General features: G+C 32.4%; 21 protein-coding genes. All 21 read right to left on the bottom strand.

What is annotated here, in order from left to right:
* Positions 1-20 precede the first annotated feature (20 nt).
* The gene (locus QO263_RS15560; RefSeq protein ID WP_285623316.1) at positions 21-665 is read right to left on the bottom strand and encodes an ATP-binding cassette domain-containing protein; all 645 of its coding nucleotides are present in this window, start codon (positions 663-665) and stop codon (positions 21-23) included.
* A 527-nt stretch (positions 666-1,192) separates the two neighbouring features.
* Positions 1,193-1,864 (bottom strand): ABC-2 transporter permease, encoded by a 672-nt coding sequence (locus QO263_RS15565; RefSeq protein WP_285623317.1) that lies wholly within the window; start codon positions 1,862-1,864, stop codon positions 1,193-1,195.
* Positions 1,864-2,739: an ABC transporter ATP-binding protein gene (locus QO263_RS15570; RefSeq protein ID WP_285623319.1), complete on the bottom strand. Its 876-nt coding sequence runs from the start codon at positions 2,737-2,739 to the stop codon at positions 1,864-1,866. The genes QO263_RS15565 and QO263_RS15570 overlap by 1 nt, the downstream gene beginning before the upstream one ends.
* Positions 2,739-3,113 carry a GntR family transcriptional regulator gene (locus QO263_RS15575; RefSeq protein ID WP_285623322.1) on the bottom strand — a complete coding sequence of 125 codons (375 nt, stop codon included), beginning with the start codon at positions 3,111-3,113 and terminating at the stop codon, positions 2,739-2,741. The genes QO263_RS15570 and QO263_RS15575 overlap by 1 nt, the downstream gene beginning before the upstream one ends.
* Positions 3,114-3,303: 190 nt before the next feature.
* Positions 3,304-3,534 carry a DUF2164 domain-containing protein gene (locus QO263_RS15580; protein ID WP_285623327.1) on the bottom strand — a complete coding sequence of 77 codons (231 nt, stop codon included), beginning with the start codon at positions 3,532-3,534 and terminating at the stop codon, positions 3,304-3,306.
* 97 nt (positions 3,535-3,631) lie between these two features.
* A complete protein-coding gene (locus QO263_RS15585) occupies positions 3,632-4,903 on the bottom strand; it encodes a metallophosphoesterase (protein WP_285623329.1) in 1,272 nt (423 codons plus the stop codon).
* A 207-nt stretch (positions 4,904-5,110) separates the two neighbouring features.
* Entirely contained in the window at positions 5,111-6,280 is a 1,170-nt protein-coding gene (locus QO263_RS15590; protein WP_285623331.1) for an iron-containing alcohol dehydrogenase, read from the bottom strand.
* Positions 6,281-6,463: 183 nt separating this feature from the next.
* A complete protein-coding gene (locus tag QO263_RS15595; RefSeq protein WP_285623333.1) occupies positions 6,464-7,393 on the bottom strand; it encodes a DUF2935 domain-containing protein in 930 nt (309 codons plus the stop codon).
* Between the two features lie 121 nt (positions 7,394-7,514).
* On the bottom strand, positions 7,515-10,304 hold the full coding sequence (locus tag QO263_RS15600) for a VWA domain-containing protein (RefSeq protein ID WP_285623337.1): 2,790 nt from the start codon (positions 10,302-10,304) through the stop codon (positions 7,515-7,517).
* Positions 10,294-12,087: a vWA domain-containing protein gene (locus QO263_RS15605; RefSeq protein ID WP_285623340.1), complete on the bottom strand. Its 1,794-nt coding sequence runs from the start codon at positions 12,085-12,087 to the stop codon at positions 10,294-10,296. Before QO263_RS15605 ends, QO263_RS15600 begins: the two co-directional genes overlap by 11 nt.
* Before the next feature lie 4 nt (positions 12,088-12,091).
* Entirely contained in the window at positions 12,092-12,961 is an 870-nt protein-coding gene (locus QO263_RS15610) for a DUF58 domain-containing protein (protein WP_285623342.1), read from the bottom strand.
* 274 nt (positions 12,962-13,235) lie between these two features.
* Entirely contained in the window at positions 13,236-14,219 is a 984-nt protein-coding gene (locus QO263_RS15615; RefSeq protein WP_285623345.1) for an AAA family ATPase, read from the bottom strand.
* A gap of 153 nt (positions 14,220-14,372) precedes the next feature.
* Positions 14,373-15,983 (bottom strand): DUF8809 domain-containing protein, encoded by a 1,611-nt coding sequence (locus QO263_RS15620; protein WP_285623346.1) that lies wholly within the window; start codon positions 15,981-15,983, stop codon positions 14,373-14,375.
* A gap of 12 nt (positions 15,984-15,995) precedes the next feature.
* On the bottom strand, positions 15,996-16,877 hold the full coding sequence (locus QO263_RS15625) for an ABC transporter permease (RefSeq protein WP_285623348.1): 882 nt from the start codon (positions 16,875-16,877) through the stop codon (positions 15,996-15,998).
* On the bottom strand, positions 16,877-17,803 hold the full coding sequence (locus QO263_RS15630; RefSeq protein WP_285623351.1) for an ABC transporter ATP-binding protein: 927 nt from the start codon (positions 17,801-17,803) through the stop codon (positions 16,877-16,879). Before QO263_RS15630 ends, QO263_RS15625 begins: the two co-directional genes overlap by 1 nt.
* Positions 17,803-20,223: a DUF8725 domain-containing protein gene (locus tag QO263_RS15635; RefSeq protein WP_285623354.1), complete on the bottom strand. Its 2,421-nt coding sequence runs from the start codon at positions 20,221-20,223 to the stop codon at positions 17,803-17,805. The genes QO263_RS15630 and QO263_RS15635 overlap by 1 nt, the downstream gene beginning before the upstream one ends.
* A 248-nt stretch (positions 20,224-20,471) precedes the next feature.
* Positions 20,472-20,696: a glutaredoxin family protein gene (locus QO263_RS15640; RefSeq protein WP_285623357.1), complete on the bottom strand. Its 225-nt coding sequence runs from the start codon at positions 20,694-20,696 to the stop codon at positions 20,472-20,474.
* Positions 20,697-20,771: 75 nt separating this feature from the next.
* Positions 20,772-21,035 carry a YciI family protein gene (locus tag QO263_RS15645; protein ID WP_285623362.1) on the bottom strand — a complete coding sequence of 88 codons (264 nt, stop codon included), beginning with the start codon at positions 21,033-21,035 and terminating at the stop codon, positions 20,772-20,774.
* A 237-nt stretch (positions 21,036-21,272) separates the two neighbouring features.
* Positions 21,273-21,938: a flavodoxin family protein gene (locus tag QO263_RS15650; protein ID WP_285623364.1), complete on the bottom strand. Its 666-nt coding sequence runs from the start codon at positions 21,936-21,938 to the stop codon at positions 21,273-21,275.
* Between the two features lie 212 nt (positions 21,939-22,150).
* On the bottom strand, positions 22,151-22,567 hold the full coding sequence (locus tag QO263_RS15655) for an NUDIX hydrolase (RefSeq protein WP_285623367.1): 417 nt from the start codon (positions 22,565-22,567) through the stop codon (positions 22,151-22,153).
* Positions 22,568-22,708: 141 nt separating this feature from the next.
* Entirely contained in the window at positions 22,709-23,554 is an 846-nt protein-coding gene (locus tag QO263_RS15660) for a DUF3788 family protein (RefSeq protein ID WP_285623369.1), read from the bottom strand.
* Positions 23,555-23,587: the final 33 nt, after the last annotated feature.

Here is a 23,587-nt window from a genome sequence, read left to right on the forward strand (position 1 = left end):
CTCCATATGTATTTAATGTCCTAATTTATGTCATCAAGATTAAATACTACATCAAATCTTGGTAGTAAATCTAAATCATGGGTAACTACCAATACAGTTTTTCCTTTATTTCGAAGGGTTTGAAATAAATCCATTACTAAATACTTATTTGTCTTATCAAGATTTCCTGTAGGCTCATCCGCCAGCACTATACTGCATGGCTTCAAAAGTAGTCTGCCTAATGCAATCCTCTGTTGTTCGCCTCCTGAGAGAGTATGGACCTTCCTGTTTTTAACACCTGTTAGCTGTATTTCCTCTAAGGTTTGATCTATAGCTGATTTCCTATTATCATATTTTCCGTATCGCATCCCAATCTTTAGGTTCGATTCGACAGTCTCATTTTCTAACAGAGCATAATTTTGAAACATATATCCTATTTCTTTTCTTAACATCTGTTGTGCCAATCTGGATTTTATTGAGATGTTTTTATTTCCTAAAAGGATATAGTCTCCACTTGTATGCTTGTCCAACAAACCAAGTATATTAAGCAATGTACTTTTCCCCGAACCAGATTTCCCGACAAATCCTACAAAGCTTCCCTCTTCCACCTTAAAGCTTAAATCGTTAAAAAGTACTCTTTCTCCAAAACTTTTCTTTAAACTGTTTACTTCTAGAACTGTTCCCATATAATTAATCATCCCCTTAAAAATATCTTTTTCAGAAAAGGGAGCTTATCAGCAATCATTGCATCAAAGCTCCCTTTTCTCATTTGTACATTACATAACTATATATCGCTGCTATTCCCCTTGCAAAGCTTTTATACCATCTGAATTTTGCTTTTATAATGTTTGGCCTAAACATACCATAATAAAATACATTTGTCAAGTTATTATCCTATTTAGTATAATTTTCCCAAATAGTCCAAAATATCAACTTGTTGCTTGGAAATCCTTGGAATTACGTATTTTCAAAATTGCTGAAATAGATAATTATGAGAATCAATAATTTAAAGGGACAGGCAAACTGTCATCCTGAGACAGGCAGTATAAGCTTTACTTACGAAGGAGCTACCCACGAAGGATCCTGCTTAATAAAGAGATTCTTCACTGCGTTCAGAATGACAAAACGTGTGGATAATAAATTTCACACAGCTGGCGGATGTCTTGATTTACAATCTTAGATTAGATTATCCTGTCCCTTTGTTTATGTGATTTTACATTATTTTGTTCTTTTTAAATTGGTTTATGCTCGCTAGCATTGTCAATAAGTATATGGCAAATGCTATACCTAATAGCAAAAAACTCCATCCAGTTAGGTCTAGTGAGATACTTTCTAAAAACATCTCTAGCTTACCTGATTCAATAAAGCTTGGCTTTGGAATATATTTAGCCAATGACGAAATGATAACAGGCAAAAAGAAGAATCCGAAAAAGAAAAGCCTTGATAAATTAATAGCCTTTGCTGCTCCGTATCTAAAAATAAATGTATACAAAATTCCTGTAAATATTAAAGCAAGGCTTACTCCAACCGATAGAGCCAAGCTAAGAGTGCTGTCAAATACTATTTTGCCATTTGTAAATCTTGCTAGGACAAGGTAATATAGCATTCCAGCAATTGCTAATAAAAGGGCTGTGATGTATTTACTCATTACAATTTTATATGGCTTTAAGGGAAGAGTCCTCAATAATGAATATCCTTTATTTTTATCCTCTGCATATTCATTTCGTGCTGTTACACCATAAACCATCATAAAAATAAACCCTACAGACATAAAGATTCCCATGTCATTACGAATAGTTGACATAATAAAAACCAATCCTATCATAAAATAAAGCAATATAGTCTTCCTAGCTTGATAAATGTCTTTATATATTATATATAACATTAATTTTCCCCCTTTACTAATGATATTAATATTTGGTCTATACTTGTGTTTTCAATCCTTATAATATCCTTATCTATATAGGGCTTTAGTGTGCTTTTCATCTCTTCGCTTTTATCTGTTAATCCTGAAATCCCAAAGAAATTTTTCTCTATTCCTAAAAGCTTATTCTTTATGTCATTTATCTCATATCCATTTTTTATGTGTATAGTTTTCCATTTTTCCAATAGTTCATCTTTTGTAGCAGAAAGCACTATTTTACCATCTATTAAAAATGTTACGTAATCTGCTACCTTTTCAATATCTTCTGTTATATGAGTCGAGAACAATACTGACTTATTCTCATCCCGTATTACTTCTAAAAGAATTTTTAGAATTTCACTTCTGATTACTGGATCTAGTCCTGATGTAGGCTCATCTAATATTAAAAGCTCAGGATTGTGAGCCAGTGCGAGGGCTAAAGCAAGCTTTACTCTCATTCCCTTTGAAAGCTCTTGAACCTTTTTGGTGCTACTTACATTAAACCTTTCAATAAGAGTATAGAATTCATCTCTATCCCATTGTCTATAGTGTTGAGAAATAAATTTTTCCATCCATTTTACACTCATATCTTCATAGAAAAACTGTTCCTCTCCTACATACCCTATTTTATTTTTAATCTCTTCTTCTGAGCTTTTGTAATCAAGACCAAATAGCTTTATCTTCCCACTATCATAGTTTATTAGATTCATAATGGCTTTAATTGTTGTGGATTTTCCTGCACCATTAGGCCCAACTAATCCCATTATATAGCCCCTTGGAAGAGTTAAAGAAATGTCCTTTAAAGTAAATTCTTTATATTCCTTCCTTAAGTTTGATATCTCTAAAATATTACCCATTATCTTTCCTCCTTTAATTCTTTTAATATTTTTATAATGTCTTCTACTTCAATATAGTATTTTGCAGCTTCATCTAGTATCTCTTTAAGATTTATCCTTATCTCACTAATTTTTTCATTTCTTAGATTATCTTTATTTATTGGAGTTACAAAGGAGCCCAATCCAGGTCTTGTTGTTATGTAGCCTTCGTTTTCTAGATCTGCATAGGCTCTCTTGATTGTAATCACACTTATTTTAAGCTCATTCGCCATAGTCCTTATAGAAGGTAAAAGCTCATCTTTCTTTAAATCTCCTGTGACTATTGCATGAATTATCTGATCTTTTACCTGTTTGTATAAAGGGTCTGGATTAGTATTAGACAAGGTTATAAACATTTCATCACCCTAACTGTATATATAGTATATATACAGTATATACTTGTCAAAATACTTTGTCAACAGCTTTAGCAAAAAAATAAAAAGCTCTTAGACTAAAAATAGACTAAGAACTCCTAAAGACTTTGCATTATCTTCTGTATGCATTTTTAAAGAACAAACTCTTGTAATAAAATCTTATCTTTTTTTCCTAATATTTCTGAATTTCTAACAAATCTTCTACCATTTCACTCATTCGTCTATATGAATCATAAACTCCTTGGTTATAGAATTCTGGTCCTAGCTTCTCTATAAAAAAATCTAGAATTAAAGTTGCTGCTAGGTAACCCATTTCTTCTTCTCTTTCCTTGGCAAAATAATCTATAATTGCTGCAATCATCTTTTCCTTTTTTTCCTTGCTTAATATGATTTTATTGCTCATGTATTTCCTCTCCTTTAAATCCAGGGGACAAGCTTATTGATAGCTTGTTAGTATCTGAAATTTCATGTTTACTCATACTGAGTATATAGCTTTTTATTCAGTCTGGCAAGGTACTTATTAACATATTGTATTCCGTACTACTAACTGTACTAACCAATTCGGCATTTCTAAGACCCTTAAAATATCCTAAATTTAATTTGGCGACTGTCTTTGCCATGATTTCAAAGTAATCTTTTTCAGCATCACTTAATTTCTCTGCTATGGCAGCATAATATTTTTCAAATGATCTATTTTCAAAATAATCTAGTGAATAGTCATTAAAGTTTGACATATTTTCATCTTCTATTTTATTATTTAAAGCCCAATTTTCTACATCAATTCTGTGTGAATTGTATTCGAATCCACTGTTAGGACAATATTTTAGTTCTCCATATAGATTAGGATAGGCAAGTATACTTCCTGTAGCAATGTCATATAATCTGTAGTCATCTACTATATGGCTTTTTATGCTCTGCAAATGAATGTGACCTGTGAGAACTACTTCAATTCCCAACTCTTGAAATACATTTATTACCTCCAGGCTATTATCTATTACATAACCCTTATTGATTACTGAATTATGAGGTAACAAGCTATGATGCATAGAAGCTATCAATTGGGCATTGTTTTCTTTAGCCATGACTGAACACTGCTCTATCCACTTAAGAGTTTCAGGGGAAATCATTCCATTTATTTCAGGTGCATTTGAAAATCTTGAATCATTTTTTTTGGTTGAATCAAGCATGAGCAGCCAAAGATCCTTCGATGGCATCACAAGGTAGCTTAATGAATGTTCATCTCTAGAAATAGCTTCATCATAACCAAAAGAATTGTATATTTCAGAAAAATCTTGAGTGGTAATAGATTCAGCTTTACATGGCTCTTTACCAATATAATTCCCTGCCCATGGATTATCTATGTCATGATTTCCTGGGATTACGTAAACACAGGTACCTTGATTTTCTATATCTTCTAGTTTCTTAGCAAAATCTAAATGACTTTCTTTCTCGCCATTACAGGATAGGTCACCGCTTACAATTAAAAAATCTGGTCTCTTATTGCTTACTTCCCATATAAAAGTATCCATTATTTCGTCTGCATAGTTAAGCAATTTGCCATCATTGGAGCAACAAAAATTTTCAAAGGCTTCATTTTCGTCATATGTTCTTTTGGAAATATAATGGGGATCTGAAACTATAAAAAAAGTTAATTCCTCTCCTGAGACAATTTCATAGCTAGGCGAAGAAAATGTTGCTTTTTTCATGCAACCTGATAGCATAATAAAGCATAAACCGATCGAAATGCTTAATAAAACCCTTTTAGAAACCATAGACACACCCTTCTTTCCTATAATAAATAAAAGGCAAAATGTGAATTTTGGTTATATTGGTAATATTGTTCATTTAGTTCATGTTAATACTATTATACTATAAAGATACATTTATGGATAGTAAAAATTGTGTGAAATTACAAAATAATGGGGTCAACCTTTTATAATTTTATAAAAGACTGACCCCTATTACTGTAATTTTTTTAATTATAAAGCTGATTTGTATATCTCAAGTACATCATTATAGCTTAAAGGTTTATATGAGCCTACTGCTCCTCCATTATAGTCTGTTACTGCCTTAGCCATTTTTTCTAGATTTTCTTCTCCTATTCCAAGCTCCCTTAAGGTTGACGGTATGCCTAAAGATGAGAAAAATTCTTGAGTTTTGTCTATGGCTTCATTTGCTATATCATAATCGTATTTATCACTCTCAATATTCCATACATTTTTGCCGTATTCAACAAACTTATCTACATTTGTATCGTCTAAAACATGTCTCATCCAGAAAGGTGTCAATACTGCTAAGCCTACACCATGTGTAATATCATAATAAGCTCCTAATTCATGCTGTAAAGGATGAACGCTCCAGATTGCTTCTTTTCCATATCTTATTAGTCCATTTATGGCAAGACTTGATGCCCACATAAGATTGGCTCTTGCTTCATAGTTATCTGGTTCTTTAATAGCAATCGGCCCATATTTAATACAGGTTTTCAATAGTCCCTCTGCTATTTTGTCTTGTACAAATGCATCTTTATTGTTACTAAAATAAGACTCTAGCACGTGGCTCATTATATCAGCTGTTCCTGCTGCCGTTTGACTTGCTGGTACTGTATATGTGTAAGTTGGGTCCAGTATAGAAAACTTAGGTGCCATATCAGGATGGCCTATTCCTAATTTCTGCTTAGTCTCTGGATTTGTAATTACTGCTCCTGCATCCATTTCTGATCCTGTAGCAGATAATGTAAGTACAGAGGCTATTGGAAGTACTTTTTCTATTTTAGCTTTCCTAATAACTAAATCCCATGGATCACCTTCGTAATAGAAACCAGCGGCTATTACCTTTGCACAGTCTATGGAGCTTCCGCCTCCTACAGGTAATATAAAGTCTATATCATTTTCCCTACATATCCTAATTCCTTCTCTTACACTTTCTATCCTTGGATTAGGCTCTATCCCGCTTAACTCCCAGAATGGTATGCTTTCTTCCTTTAATATGCTTATAACCTTGTCATAAACACCTGTTTTCTTTATACTGCCTCCTCCATATGCAATTAAAACCTTTGAGCCATATTCTTTAATTTCTTTTCCCAATACTTGGATTTGGTCTTTTCCAAAGAAAATTTTAGTTGGTATAGAATAATTAAAATTAAGCATATTTACATCTCCTCATTCTAAATGTTATTCTTTTTCTATTTAAGTCTAATATACCCTAGATTTATCCTTATAACTAGCTATATTATAAAAAGTTTTCTCTTAACAAAAAAATAAAAATGAAAGCATAAAAAACTGTTTTTACCTTTTATGCTTTCATAATGCCTGTAATAATATCCTAATTTTTTATTTGCCCACTTGCTGAAACTTTCTTAACAGACGTAAGTAATGATTAGATTCACGAAGAACATGATCTCCTAGCAAAGGTATTATTATCGACCTGATCTTACATTCAATTAACCCTTGAGTCCCTTGAGCATTAAAGTCACGGATCCTTTTTGTAGCTTCAGTGCTTTCATCTGTAACTTTTGAAATTGGTATAGCTTTATCCAGGGTTTTTTTAACGTCTTCTGTTAATTGATCAAATTCTTTACCAAAATTATTTGCCGCATTAAATAGAGCATCCTCCGTTGGGTCAAGTAATCCTCGAATAAACTTTGAATGTTCAGCCATAATTCTATTCCAAAATAGCTCCTGCTCATAAATCTCTTTTTCCACGTTAATTCGTTCTCTATTTTGAAGTCTTGCAATCATTCGTAAATATAATTTTGCTTCTCTCATGATGTGATCGATTAACAATGGATAATTAACTGTAAACATATTGCAAGACAATACATTTGATAAAACAGTAGCCTTAAAATCTATTAAAGCTGTTAACAAAATCATTGTTTTTTGATTAAGATTGTACACTGCTTGTTCTAACGCTGGACTAAACATCATAAATTCTCCGCCCATTAATTCAATTTCTGCTTGTGTGAGACTAGTTTGAATCTGTACCCCTGTAAAATATGATGATGCCCTCTCAGCATTTAGTGTATATGGAGTTACAACCTCACCTGATTCAATGACGCTTTGGCTAACAACTCCATTTGAAAGCAAAATAACCTCTCCTAAAAGTCTATCAAATTCTACCCGAAATGCATCTGCTTGTTGGGTAAAATTTATATCCCTTGGTGTAAATCCTATTTCGAGAAAAAATGAATGTTCTTTCATTATTCTAACAAAAAAAAGATGTATTTCAAGAGATTGTCTTATAAAATCAATACTTGATAGCAAAGGTACCCCCTCCTTTTATAATAAAATACCCCTATGCTATCATAGTATTGCTATTTTGCTAAATCAGTTACATTTAGTTATAGTAAAAATGTTATATTAGAATATTATTTGTATATTATAATTATTTTCTTTTTTTATCCTTCGCCTTCAGTAGTCTTGACATATCAAGTCCTTGATCTACAGTTTTTTCTGTTACTTTACCTTCCTTAGCTTCTTGTTTTTCCTTCTTTTCTAATCCTGTCATAATATCTAAATCTGATTTATTAAATGTATTTCTCTTTTTGCTTCCAGCTTTTTCTCCTATTACCTTAATATTTTGAACCTTGGCCTTAGAAGTAATTACATTAGCATTATCTTTTTCCCGCCTAAGTTTAATATTTCCTAGATTTAATCTTCTAATAGCAATATCAAAAATAAATAGAAGCAATGCTATTGAAAGAAATATAGGATATAATTCTCTACTTCCAAAAACTCTATTTAAATCATCTGTAAAGACTTCACTTGGGTTTGTGATGAATTTACCACCTGATTTATTTTTTAATAACTCCAGCCTATTACTAGTAGCAGTTATATCATACTCTTTAGAATAATTCGATGTTACTGCATAGTTTGAAGTATTGACTATTTCATCATCTTTGTATTGATTTATCTTGACTATATATACTCCCTTGTCTGATACTGGAAATGCTCCTCTGTATTCTCCTGGCTTAGATGGAGATAATTCTAAATCAAAGCTTTCTAGATTTGGTGTTATTATAGTGGCCTTAGTAGATACCCCTTCATTAAAGTCTCCAATGTCTGTAACTATAATCTCCTCTTCGTCACCATTGCTAATTGACTCAAAAGCAATTTTCTCACTAGAAGCCCTAGGAAAAGTCCACTCTATCATATTATTAATAAAATCTGTTCCCTGCTGTGTGTTTAGATAATCTGAACTCCAGCCTCCATTTAAATCTGAAGTCCAAGCCACAGTTCTTCCAAGACCATATTGCCATTCTGCAAGTATTGGGTCTCCTACATCACTTGTAAGGATTGTGGTAGCCCTGTCCTTGCTTGAAGCTCCAATATATCCATCTAGGCTTGGTATTCCGTCAGCAAAGGGACTAATCATTTCATGTAAAGAATCTATAATAGGAGTAAATGTTTTGTTGTTTATATAGGACTTTGACGCTAAAAATGTTTCTTTAGTAAATATTTGAGGTATTGATGAAAATTCATCAGCAAAATAGTATCTGCCTTTTCCGCTGTTTGCAATCCATTCGAGTAAGCTAGTATCAGAATCTGCTCCAACCGCAACTGTTGACACTGTTATTCCAGCTTCATTTATACCCTGTATTACACTTTCATAGCCTGTGGATTCTGCCTGACCATCAGTAAGCAATATTATATGCTTCAGCTTTGTATCTGCATCCTTTAATGCCTTATATGCCTCATCTAGTGCAGGAAGTATACTAGTTCCTCCCCCTGCTCTAATAGTTCCTATGCTCGATTTGATCTTTTCCTCATCATCTGTAGGTGATAGCTTAACCACCCATTGTGCCGCTCCATCAAAGGCAATAACTCCTATTTTATCCTTTGGCTTAAGTGAATTCACTGCCTTTATGGCCGCTTCCTTTGCTATCTCCATCTTGCTTATGCCATACTGGCCACTTTCCATACTTCCTGATTTATCAATTACAAGCATAAGGCCTAAGCTAGGAACTTCGCCCTTTACTTTCATTTCCATATCTACAGGGAGTATTTCTTCTAGGGGAGTCTTATAGTATCCTCCAAGAGCAAAACTATTCTCTCCTCCTGACACTACTAAGCCTCCGCCGTAGTCTCTTACATAGCTCTTTAATGAATTTAGAAACTCTGCTTCAATATTTTCAAGAGACACATCACTCATAATTATTGAGCTATAAGGGACTAGTTCAGATAAGCTTCTAGGCACTTCTCTGTCTTTTATATATCTTACATCTATTCCTGAGGCCATAAGCAGTTTATTCAATTCCCTTCCCTGCTGGCTTTCTCCATCTATTAACAGTACTCTTGGTGTTCCCTTTATATCAGTATAGGTAGAATATTCATTGTTCTGAATTACTGTATCATCTACTGACGATATGACAGCCTTATAAGTCTTAAATCCAGAGCCTTGTGCTACATCACTAAATACAAACTTGTTATTTCCCTTTTCAATATTTATTTCCTTTTCTCCAGATAGTTCACTATCTGAATAAAGTCTTAGCTTTCCTTTCGTCTTTACATTGCTACAGATATCTATGATTATGTCAAATTCCTGATTTTCATACAGCCTACTTGGAATGCTTATTCCATTTAACTGGACATCTTCACTTATATCCTTTTCAATATTATATATCTTAAAATCAATATCCTTTTGATTAATAAAAGCTGCTTCTTTAGAACTATCCCCTATATTTTCCTCTCCATCTGTAAGAAGTACTATTCTTTTCATACTATCAGATGGTAATAATGTTTGGGCTATCTTTAACCCCTTTTCAATATTTGAAAGTCCTGTTCCTGGTTTAGTCTGAAACTCTACAGTTTTTATACCTTCTCTAAGGGGCAGCTCTACTTCTCCATTTTGTCCAAAGGTAATAACACCCACCTTGTCTTTCTTAGTAGAATTCTTTAAGGCTTCCTCTATAAAGCTTATAAATCCTTCTTGTGAATTTCTTGTACTATCAGATAAATCTACTGCAAATATGGTTGCTGTAGTATCAACATAGGTTTTAATATTCATTCCTGCCAAGGCTAATATTAGTAAAATTGCAATTGTACTTCGAATCGCTAATATGGTTCTAGATTTTTCTTTATTCATTGATTTTAGAGCATTTCTAAAATAATAAAAGAAAGCTAACATTAAAGGTATCAACAATAAAGCTAATGGAGTGCTAAAATTAATTGCCACGATTATACACCACCCATTCAACTGCTAATATTAAAATAGCTATTAGTAGCAATATATTGCCTATGTTTTTCTCGCCTTTTATCTTATTTTGCATTTCAATAATTTCTTTTTGCATTTCTATAGATACTAACTCGTATTTTGACTCACTACGAGTATCTGCATTAGATACAAAGTAACTGTTAACTGTATCCTTATCTAGCTTTTGCTCAATTGTATATACTCCTATTTCCTCCGTATCAGCATAAGGAGCTAATGGAAATGGAGGTGCAAGCTTTTCTTTTTCACTATTTGGCTTTATGATGCTTATTTCTTTACTCCTAGGTAAAGCCTCTAGATTTAGGCTTTCTCCTGATAAAACAGATGTCTTCTCCTGTGTACTCATATTCAGCGAGTAGTCTAACATATTTTGCACAAAAATAGGAAAATCTATTTGAAGCGGAAAATCCGTATCATGTAAATCAAAGCCTATGAGAACATATTTTTGATTTTCTTTTTGCCCTTTTGCAATTACTGGCTTATCATTTATTAATAATACCGGCTCTACCCAGCTGGTGTCTCCAATATATTTAGACTTACTAATTGAAAAGTCTAGACTAACAAATCTAAAAAGTTCATCATTTAATGCTTTCATTTCCCCTGAATCTATGACTGTCTCCTTAAATAGGTCACTGCTTGTGGGAGCTATCATTATTATATTCCCATCTGTAGGGAGCTCCCCTGGAGCTAAGCCATCAAAAATATATAGCTCATAACCATTTATATTCTCTGTTATTTCATTAGTCTTATATAATTCAATATTGTTGTTTAAGCTAACTGCTTTTTCTAAAAATACATTGCTCTTTGTAACTAATAGAGCCTTCTTAATTGAGTTTGCATTTACAATGTGATGCCTGATATTGTCAGCCTTTAAACTATCATCTACATCTGCTTCTGCTCTTAATAATCTGGCATTTTCAGCAATATCATGCCAATAGACACTCGTACTTTCTTCTGGTGATAGACTGATCTCCTTTACGTCATAAAGAGCATCATCCACATATAGAGACAGATCAAAAGTAATATCTTCATCTGAATAATTAGTAACTGTTGTAAGGACAGTTATCCCTTTAGAATCTAATGAATGTGAAATATTATCTATGGCAATATTTCTTTGCTCTCCATCAATATAGTTCAATAGCAGCTTGTCTATATCTGTGTCAATCCATTTGTCAGTATAAAAGAGTATTGAGTAATTATCTATATCCTTTACCATAGCTCTCAATAAAGATAGAGTTTCCCCTATATTGTCCTTTGAGTTAGTTGGCTTAATTGTTGCTAATTGCTTTTTAGCAAGCTCTTTGTTTTTCGTGCTATTTAATATTATATTTGGCGATGTATCCATAGTAATAATAGTAATCGATGTATCTGGTCTTAGATTTTCAATTATCTTCTCGGCTTCTTTTTTTGCAGTATCAAATCTAGTACTGTCCTTTGATTTTCCTTGCATGCTCATGGATGTATCTAAGACTATAATAGTATTTCCACTGCTTGCTGCTGATGAAAATATATGTGGCTTTGCCAATGACAATACTATCAATAAAAAAATCAATAATTGCAAAATAAGTAGAAGGTTTTTCTTTAGCCTCTGCCAAGGTCTATTTGCTTCAACATCCTTAAGAGCCTTCTCCCATAGATAATTACTGGATATTATTATATCTGTATGCTGTTTTTTTAACAAATACATTATTATAATTGGAATAAGCCCAATAAAAAACAAAAAGAAGAGTGGAGAGTAAAAGCTCATTATATCACCTCAAAATCCCTACATTAGTTAAATTATCAAAGACTATGGATTCAATTGAAAGCTCATTTGAAATAAGGGTGTATTGACAGCTAAATTTTCTGCATATTTCCCTATTTCTATTAATGAAATTCTTAAATGTCTTATCATATGAATTTAAAACAGACTGAGTCATAGATATATCTTTTCCTTCTTCTGTTTCACTATCTATAAACCTAATATCTCCTGAGTAAAATGGAGTAATCTCTTCTACAGACAAAAGATTTAACACTACTATACTTTGATTCATAAATGATAAGTACTTAATAGCAGCTTGAAAATTATCGGAAAACAGGTCAGATAGTATTATTGAAATGCCCCTTTTGTAAGCTTGCGTTTTTATGATTTGAAAAAAGTCTTCTGACTTGTCAAAGATTATATTATCTAAATATGTAGCTAATCTATGTGCATTGTTTTTTCCGCTTAATTGCTCTAATGATTCAAGTTTGTTATTTCCATGGATATATATGTTCACCCTATCCATATTTGCCAAGCTTAAGTATCCAAAAACTAAGGCTAACTGCTTTGCTAGAGTAGATTTTTTAGGATTGCCAAAATCCATGGATTTAGATGCATCTATAAAAATATTGATATTAGCTTCTCTTTCCTCCATAAACAGCTTAATAAAAAGCTTCTGAAACCTTCCATATGCATTCCAGTCTATCTTTCTAAAATCATCTCCTGGAACATATTCTCTAAAATCAGAAAACTCCACTGATGAGCCTTTGCTTTTAGATTTTCTACCTCCACCATATCCTTGGTTTAGCACCACATTGGAGTTAAGCTTTAGAGATTCTAGTTTTTTTAATAAACTGCTATCTATGAGTTTTTGTTCCATATAATCAATCCTTTAAGCTATCATTTTTCTTAATAGAGATCCTTCGCTAGCGCTCAGGATGACAAGCTAGAATAGGGATCAGCCCCTATTTGACTTCTGTTCAATATGACAGGTTTTCAGTCACCCTTAACAAATATGAAAAATCACTTTTTTAAAATCACTCTGAATGGACATGAAAAATCTTTCTTTTTTAGTCATACTAAACGAATGTGAAAAATCTCTCTTTTTTTCAGTCATTCTGAACAAATGTGAAGAATCTCTCTTCAATTCTCAATTAATTTCGTAACCCTTCAATTATTTGTTTTATAATATCTTCACTGTTAATGCTATCTGATACTGCTTCAAAATTCAGTAATACTCTGTGTCTCAATACAGGATAAGCGGCATAATTAATGTCATCAAATGAAACATTATATCTGCCTTCCATCAATGCCTTCACTCTTGCAGCTTTGATAATAGCTTGAGCTCCTCTTGGACTTGAGCCATATCTAGTATATTTTTTCGTTATCTCTGGACTTGAAGCTTCCTCTGGATGTGTAGCAAGTATAAGCTTCATTGCATATTCCATGACTGGCTTTGCTATAGGCACTTCCTTTGCTATATTTGCCATCTTAATAAGCTCTTCTCCATTACTTACTTTATCAAGTTCGTTTTCTCCTACTGATGTGGTGATATTGACTATTTGGCTAAGCTCCTCTAGCTTGGGAAACTCTACATATAGCTTAAATAAGAATCTATCCATTTGAGCCTCAGGTAATGGATAGGTTCCTTCCATTTCAATTGGGTTTTGCGTAGCTAATACAAAAAAGGGCTTACTCATAGTATAGGTAGTGTTGCCCACTGTAACAGTTTTTTCCTGCATTGCTTCTAGCATTGCACTTTGAGTCTTTGGCGTTGCTCTGTTTATCTCGTCTGCAAGAACTATGTTGCTGAATATAGGCCCTTTTTGAAATGTAAATCTACTTGCTCCCTTTTCATCTTGTGTGATTATATTTGTACCTACTACATCTGCTGGCATTAAATCTGGTGTAAATTGAATTCTAGAAAATTCCAAGTCAAGAGCTTTTCCTATAGTCTTTACAAGCTGGGTTTTGCCCAAGCCCGGCACCCCTTCTAGTAGGACATTGCCCTCGCATAATATAGCTATAAGTACCTGCTCTATAATATCTTTCTGGCCAATTATAGCTTTGCCTATTTCATTTTTTATTTTTTCCGTTTGCTCCCTAAAGCTCATTATATCTTTTTCTGTTATTTGCATTTTTACACCTCTATTCTTTTTGATATCTACTGGCATCGAACTTAGAATAAAATACACACTCACGGTTTTGGACATGAATAATTCTATAACTTATTTCGGTAAGATTTATAGTCATGTCCTGCAAATGTTCGCTTAGCATTTTATTCTAAGTTCTTACTCTAGGTCACTAAAATATTTACGTATTACTTCCTTCATATTGGGAGGTATTTCTTCGTTATCTAGCCTTTTGTATGCATTTTGCTTATACATATTTAGTACCTCATTATAAGGCATGGATTCACCTTTCATATCTCCAAACTTCTTTACCTGTATAACGTCCTTGTCTCCTGAATTGTTCATATTGCCATGTACTTGAGTTTGATTTCCTTCTCCTCCAAGATTTTTTGGAGTGAATACACTTTCGTACTCTTTTACTTCTTTTTTGGAGCCTTCTTTTTTTCCCGACTGTCCTGAACTGTTGCCTGAGGAATTTTCATTTCCAGGTGATGAACCTTCTCCCGCTCCACCGCCTGCGCCTTGACCTGTTCCTGAACCTTGACCATTACCAGAGCCTTGACCTTGACCGTTTCCCTGTCCTTGGCCACCCTGTCCGCTATTCCCTTGGCCGCCTTGAGAACCCTGGCTATTTGAACCACTGTTATTTCCTTGAGAGTCTAATTCACTTAGATTGTCCAGTGCCTCATTAAGCTGTGAAATCGCTCCTGAAACCTGAGAATCACTCATCAGACCTGATAATGACTCTTCCAAGCTGTTTAGACTATTTGATAGCTTAGCATCATCAATATTGCCCTCAATATTTTGTGATATAGCCTCAGATAATTGATTAAATGCATTCTTTAGGTCAGGATTGTCTTTAAGCTGTTCTGCTAATGCGGCTACGTCTTTTGCTAAGCTTTCAAGCTTTTCTTTATCCATATTTTTTATCTCTTGCGCCATTTTTTCAATGCTTTCAGCAGTCTTTTCTGCATTTTTATCTTTTAAATTCTCCGCAAGTTCTTTAGTAAATTTCTTATCAGAAAGTTTTTTTGCTATGTCCTCAATTTTCTCCTGCCTTAATTTTTCTTCTATATTTTTAAGCTCTTTTTTAGCCTTTAAGGCTTCCTTTTGAATGTCCTTCATATTTTCAGACTTATCAAGCTTCTTCCTTAATTCTTTCAGTATATTCTCTATTTGCTTTTTTTCTTCTAATGTAAGCAGTTTTTCTTCCTTTACCTCTTTTTCTATTTTCTTAATGCTTTCTATTTCATTTTTAACAATATTTTTATTCTTTTCTTTAAGAAGTGCCTCTTCATGAGAAGGTGTCTTTATAAATCCTACAATTATTGAAGATAAAATCATGAGCATAGCTATGTCAGCTATTTTCATTGAAGGCTTAATAAAAATATGTTTTTTGATATCCTCCCTATCTAGACTATAAACAGCATCCTTTTTTTGCAGCTCTGCTAGTCTTGAATCATTTCCCTTAAGCTCTAATGCCGTTATAGTCCTTTCCTTTAATCCAAAGGAATCTACAAGCCTAGCAGTTTCATAATATGAAGGGAATTTATATATTGACCATAATAGTCCAAACACTAGAGACATACCCAAAGCTAAAATTATCTTTGTCCATATGAATGTAACTGGAATTACCTTAGATAGTATCATTAGCATGAGCAAAAATGATGAAAATGCCAAAAATGAATATGAGACATATATCATCAATTTACTAAAATAATATTTAATCCTTAAGGGCTTTAACAACTCTATTAATTTTTTATCAAGCATAGCAATCAATCCTTATTTAGATTTTTTAGCTAATTTCTTTCTTTTACTCTTTCCTCCAAGCCTAGTCATAGGATTTATCCTTAATGATGATAAATACAGTAATATAGCTGATAAAACTAAATCAAAGCCTAGATTAATGTACAGTGGAAGTAAAGGATTGCCGGTAGATCCTCTTCCTATGAATCCACTTAGTATATCTGTACCCATCATTTTGAAAAGTATTGAACCAAGACCACTAAGCGGATTTGCATATAAAATTACAGGGAAGGTCTGAGTAATAGATAATCCTCTAGGTAGATAATAAAATACTCTACTTAATAGAACTACAAAAAAGGTCCCCCCTAGTAAAAATAATGCCATCATATAGCTTGCTACTGTTGATGTTGATGTCTTTTTAAAAAATGTTGACATAAAAATACCTATACTCCCGAAGAGTATTGCTGTTACAAAATAAAAGCCAAATATAAGTATTATGTTTCCAGGTGAAACTCCGCCAAATATAAAAAATGTACTCATTACAGGTATAGATGCTATCAACAATATAATCACTTCAGCAAGTGAAGAAAAAAGTTTTCCAAGTATTATTGAAATACTAGACATCTTAGTACAGATTAACAGCTCAAGTGTACTACGTTCTCTTTCTCCAGAAATGCTACCTGCTGTAGTAGCAGGTACAATAAATATGAGCAGTAGTAGCTGAAATATAGTAAATACAAAAAACATCTCTTTCACATTATCTAGTCTCATACCTCTATAGCTGTTATATGAAAAAATAACTTCTGCAAATACTAATAATACGAGCAATGACAATATTAGTACATAGAGAGAAATCATTACAGGGGTTCTCCATGTTCTCATTCTAGTCTTTAATTCCTTCTTTAAAACTGGATTCATTATTCCGCATCTCCTTTCGTAACCTGCATAAATATTTCTTCAAGGTTGCTTTGAAGTGGATTAAATGAAGCTAAAGATATTTCCTTTAACACAAGCTTTTTAATGAGGCTAGCCATGTCTTCTTCACTACCACTAAATCCAAATTCTATTACATTGTCATTGTCATATATATTTGAAACCTGTGGCTCCTCCATTAAAATATTAATTGCTTTCTCTGCATTATCTAATACCTTTATACGTACTCCATTCGTACCAGTTACCTTCCTCAATATTTCATCAACAGTGCCACTTATAGCTACTTTACCTTTTTCAATTATACCAATGCCGGTACATAGCTCAGATAATTCGGGTAAAATATGAGAGCTTATTAATATGGTTTTTCCCATTCTCTTTAGTTCTCTTAATATATCCTTCATTTGAACTCTAGCCCTTGGATCCATACCAGAAGCTGGTTCATCTAATATCAGAAACCTGGGATTGTGAATAAGACTTCTTGCTAAACAAAGTCTTTGTTTCATACCTCTAGATAGTGCATCTACATAAGAATCCGCTTTGTGAGATAAATCTACTAAATCTAAAAGCTCTCCTAGCATCCTTTTCTTTTCATCTTTATTTAATCCTTCAATATCGGCATAAAACTCTAAATATTCATTTACTTTAAGATTATCATAAACTCCAAAGAAGTCTGGCATGTAGCCTATGCTGCCTCTAGCTTCTTTAATATTTTTAGATACATCTATATCGTCAATATATATATTCCCTGAAGTAGGTTTTAGCAAAGTAGCTATCATTTTTAATGTTGTAGTCTTACCTGCTCCATTAGGTCCTACAAATCCAAATATTTCTCCTTCTTTAATTTCAAGGGAGAGATTATCTACTGCTGTAAATCTTCCATATTGCTTAGTTAAATTCTCTATTCTTATCATTACTTAGCTACCCCCTTTATAGAAAATGTAGGCATCCATATTCGATCTCTTCCGTCTACTTCTATCTTTAGCTTGGTTCCATAAATTTCATCATAGTAGGTGTTTTTATTGTTATTATCTATTAGGATAGTAAAGCTCGTATATTCATCCCATTGACTAGTTGCATAGTTAAATATCCAGATTTTATTGCTAGAGGATATATTGCCATATGCTAGGTTAATATTTAATTCATCAAAATCTATTTTTTCATCTGATTTTATGGACATAACTGTGCTTCCCTGTCCATAAAACCCTCTATCATAAGCATCGTAATTCAAGCCATTCAATTCTAATATCTTTGGTGATAAAATTCCATATGGTATTTCTACTACTTCACCTTTTTCATAATTCATATTAATTGGCATTAAAATAATATTTCTATCAATTCTTTCTACGACTTTTTCATTTACAGTTATGTCACTGGATAGCTTATCTGTATTCCATGCTATTATAAATGCTCCATCATTATTGTTGTCAACGTTAATATATTGAAATAAGCCTTCTAACATATCTCTTTTTATATCTTGAGAAAGTATGACATCTTGATTATTTATATTCCCAGGTCCACTATTCCAAGGATAAATAGACTCTATTACTTGATACATATCTCTTCTGTATACTGCTGCCCCTTGATTAATAGTAGAAGATGTATTTAAGTTAAAGCTTATGGATTTTGATTCTCCAATTTTGATATCTCCTAGCTTATGAAAGTTTAGGCCATAGAATAATATAGCATCTTTTAGCTCTATATTTGAATTGTTTTTTATTTCTCCTGATATTGTATTGTCCTTTAACTTTAGCTCTTGGGAAATGCCATTATCTAACTTTTTGGTTTCCTTTAAAGTTATTTGCTGCACATCCCAGACACCTTTCTTTTTGAATGAAATAGCTCTATTTTTTTGCAGAATGTACTCTAGAATAATATCATTATCACCGTATTTCATATAGTCATCATTGCTGTATCTGCTATTTGGAAATATATCCGTGTCTTCACTTGAGCTAATGTTTACATCCCCATTTTTAAAGCTTATAACGCCTGCAAAGGTATTAATGTCATAGCTATCTGCGCCATTATTTATATTGATAACCGAAACATTATTCATAAGAGGATTTTTGAAGCTAGTTCCAGAACCCCAGATGAGCACTACTACAGAAAAAAGCACAGCTAATGCAGGAATAGTAATCCAAGCCATTTCTCTTTTATCTAGTCTCTTTAAAACTAGGTAATTAATAGGTCCTACTATTACAGTAAATATCATTAATACTGCAATAATTACTTTTACAGAAGGAGCCTTGCTACTTGGAATATATTGATTTATATCAAAAAATCTATAGGGAGAATTATTGCTGGTTAAAATATCTTCAGAGTGAGTTTCTGAAACATCACTGGTCAATATTCTCTCTAGAAATTTATCTTTCCCACTCCAGTCTATAAAGGGACTCAAACCTAGATCAAAGGTTGATATAACTACGTTTCCATTGCCTTTGCTTTCACTAAATATAATAGGAAGATTTCCTTCTTTCAAAATAACATTTCCCGAACTAGATATGGCATCAACTATTGAAAGAGGAGAACTAGGCATAAATGCATTTCCACTAGAATCCTTAATATTGTCAAATTTAGTAATCGCAGTAGTTCCGGATACTTCTATGTAATTGATATCACCTAGACCCTTTAATGTCTTATTGTAATTAGGCCCAGTACCTATTAGCAGTACTCCCCCATTGTCTACCCATTTTATTAATGCCTCTTTTTCTTCACTAGTTAGCTTTTCAGTATTATAGTTGTTTATTAAAATTACATCAAGCATGTTTAAATATCTAGTATCCGTAGGAATTTGTCCATCTAGATCACACATGGATGATGTTCTATTGCCACTTTTCTCATCTGAATTTTGAAATGTCATAAGAGGTAAATACCATAAAGATTCAAATTCATCACTTAGTACCCCAATACCTACTGTGTTAGATGCTTTAGCTATAGGCATAGCTACGGATTGGTCTTCCCATATGAGTTTATCATTGCTGTCTAAAATCCTTATTTTATATTCGCTTACTTGTCTGTCTAGCTTAAGTTCCATATTTATAGTCTTTGTAGCTCCTTTTGCTATGTCTAAATCTTTAGTATAAGCAGTATAAAGCTTTTTACCTGAAGAGACTATATTCTCAAATAGAATCTGTATTTTTCCATTAACATCTTTTTGATTGTTTTTTACCTCAATATTTACAGGTGTAACATATTCATATTTAAAAAATCCATTAAAGCCAATATTAGCCTTAACTTCAAAAGGCGCTTCTGCATAGGTTGTGGCAGAAAAGCCAAAGGAAAAAATTACAAATGCAGCCGCTAACATTAAAACAGTTTTTATACTTTTGCGCATCCCGTTCTCAGTCCTCCTAATTTAGTTATAGATATTTAACGAAAATGTTCTTTATTTGTTCCGCATATCACTTAAAGAAAGCAATTCTCTCTGAATGGGTCATAAGCTTATTATACTATATTTCACATTATAAGCTAGAAAAGTAAACATATCGTAAGAAAAATATAATAAATAGCAAAAACCCTATAAGTATATTGCTCACTTATAGGGTTAATACATAAATTTTACTGCTATTCCCATCTTTTATTTTATAAAAGTTCCTCTAGTTTTGCTTTATCAAAGCCTACTATTTCTTCTCCGTTTACTACTATTACTGGAACTCCCATATATCCTTTTTGCATCAATTCTTTTCTTGCAGAAGGATCAGTGCTAATATTTTTTTCTTCATAGCTTACACCCTTTTCTTGAAGATATTCCTTTGCTAAAGTACAATATCTACATGTATTACTTGAATAAACAACTACGTTTGCCATATAAAATCCCTCCTTAATTTTTATTGTATTTTTATTATACCCTACAGGGGTATGATTAATCAAGTTATAAAAAAATTATTCTATATTACTTCTCCATTCTTTTAAAGTTAATTTTCTAGATTTCTCTAATACCGCCGGATCATTTTCTGCAAGCTTTTTAGCTTCCTCAATGCTATCTACTTTGTAGATTATAAGTCCTCCACTATGATCGGTAAAAGGACCCTTCGCAAATATCTTTCCTTCATCTATGTATTTTTGAAGATAAGCTTTATGTACATCTAATATTTCTGCATCCTTTTCAGGATCTATGGTTTCTAACATAGCAGCATATAATATCATGCTTTCAACTCCTCATGTTTTTGATTATTGTATTATATATTTTTATTTTAGGCAATAGATATGTTTTTTATAAATTATACTAATCTATGTTCCAATATTTACGATGTTTTTGGACTAAATTCTAAAGCTAGGTTCCATTTCTATTCCAGTAAGGGTTATAGTGTACAAAGTTCTAAGATTATGCCCTAGTACACCTTTATACAAATATAATTTAAACAGCTGTATCTAGCTTTATTATTATTTTCTTTCAGCTATTATATTACCTATCATATTATTTACTAGTGGTTCTATTCGTACTTTGATATCTTCCCAATCATATTTTTGGATAGGAAAAATAGAATTCTCATCTTTAATTACTTCTTGTATTGGAAGTGCTATTCCGTTAGGCCACTCCTCATTTACGCCTAATATATTCATTTCTATTGGATATGATAATGCATTTGCAATTGTATTTAAAACTACTCCTTTGTATCCCTTGATTATTTCTTCTGTTCCTCCACCATGGCCTATAATCCCAACTGGTTTTTTATATAATGGAGATCGATATTCTTCCTTATGAAATCGTGGTAAAAATGTTAACTGCTCCATTTTTTCCAATAGCATAGATAGCTTAGATGGTATCGGAGCATAGTGTGCTGATACTACAAATAATCCATCGGATTTTATTACTTTAGAATAAATATTATTAAAATCTTCATCATATACACATACTGCCTTTTTAAAGCATTTTCCACATCCAATACAAGGGCTTAATTCATAGTCCACAAGCTTTATTATTTCTACTGAAATTAGGCTTTCACTCTTTTTTATGACCATTTCTTTAATTAAGTTGCATGTCTTTGATGAAGTACCATAATCCTTTGCATGCTTAATATTTGATGCTGATATACAAGTAATTATCATACCCTACTCCTTTTCTGCTTTTATTTAACTCAAAAGTTTAGCTTAGATATGAAGCTAATTATGACATCTAGCTATTAAATCTCAGTCACATATGCCTTATTGGGTCTTATTAAATATTATTAGTCACCTTATTTAAAGCTAATCCAATTTTAGTAACCTCTAAATTTATTCTCAGCTATTTACAATAGCTTGTGCTCATTTTGTAAAAAAATCTATTTTAAAAGTATGTTTTTATAAAGAAATATTTGCTCCATTATATGCCCAATATTGCCTTCTCCAGCAAACTTAGAAACATCAAAAAAATTCTGATTTATTTCTATCCATTCTAAGTCGTTCTCATCTCCATATACAGATATCTCTTTATTCAAACGTCCAACATATGCTTCTACTTTAATGCTAGATAAATAATATGTAAAATCCATTAAATGTGTTAATATAACATCTTTTTTAGAAATACCCGTTTCTTCCTCCAATTCACGATAAGCTGCACTTAATCCATCTTCGCCACTTTCAATCTTTCCTCCAACTAAATTGTATAGTCCCTTATATGGATTTTTTCTCCTTTTACACATAAGTATATGTTTACACATACTATCAAAAACAGCGATTACATTAAAATCTATATTCATTGTTTCTCCTCCATTTTTTAGACATGAAAACTTGCATTGGTTCATTCCAACCTTCTTCTCTGATTTCATTAAAAATATCATCAAGGTCATGAACTAATCTCTAACTCTTAAAATAACATATATAATCTATCTTTCTCAGCTTTAATAATTTGGTTTTTTCTTTATATTTAGTAATACTAATGCATCATTCAATTGAGCATTGTCAATAACTCTTAACCAAATCCATTTTCCATCATGATACTGTTTAGTACTATCTACTAAATTTAGCGTTGCTTCACTCACCTGATCCTTCATATTATTAAAAGTCTCTAATTCCTTCCTGCCAAATGTAAATAGGACAGTAAAAGCTTTTCTTTCAGGATGAATTGAAATAATTGTTTTCTTACCGTATTTATAATGTAATTCCCAACCATAATTTTTTCCACCATATTTGATATACTTATCAAGTCTATAATTATGCTCAATAAAACTAATAAGCTTATTCCAAAGCTCTACAATGTTTCTTTCTTCAATAAATTTTTTCATAATATCTTCACTAGGCTTAATTTTTTCATTAAACATTCTGGAATGTTTCCCTTGCATCTCTCTCAGTTCATTTAATCTTTTAACATTTTCATATGGCTTAATAATGTCCCTATAATCATTTCTTTTGATTTTTTTTTGAAATTTTTCCTGTATATCTTCTAACCTAACAGCCCTTTCCTCAAGCTTTTTGCATATATATCTATCGCACTGTGAGCAATTTTCATATCCGTGTCCTATTACACAGGGCCTAACAGGACATCCACCGTCAATTAGACGTGCCGTCAGGCAATCTGAACTAATGCATCCTTCACAGTAAATATCCTTTGCTTCTATTCTGAAGCCAAAGATTTTAAACCAGCCATCGCTCAATAACTGTCTTTTATCCTCTTTGTCAATATTCTCCTTGTATGCTAGACACAAATCACATCTATAGCCACATCGTGTTAGTATTTCTTTTGTCATTTACTGATACCTCCTTTTTGGATAAATACATAT

This window comes from Proteiniborus sp. MB09-C3 (assembly GCF_030263895.1).
Lineage (GTDB): Bacteria > Bacillota > Clostridia > Tissierellales > Proteiniboraceae > Proteiniborus.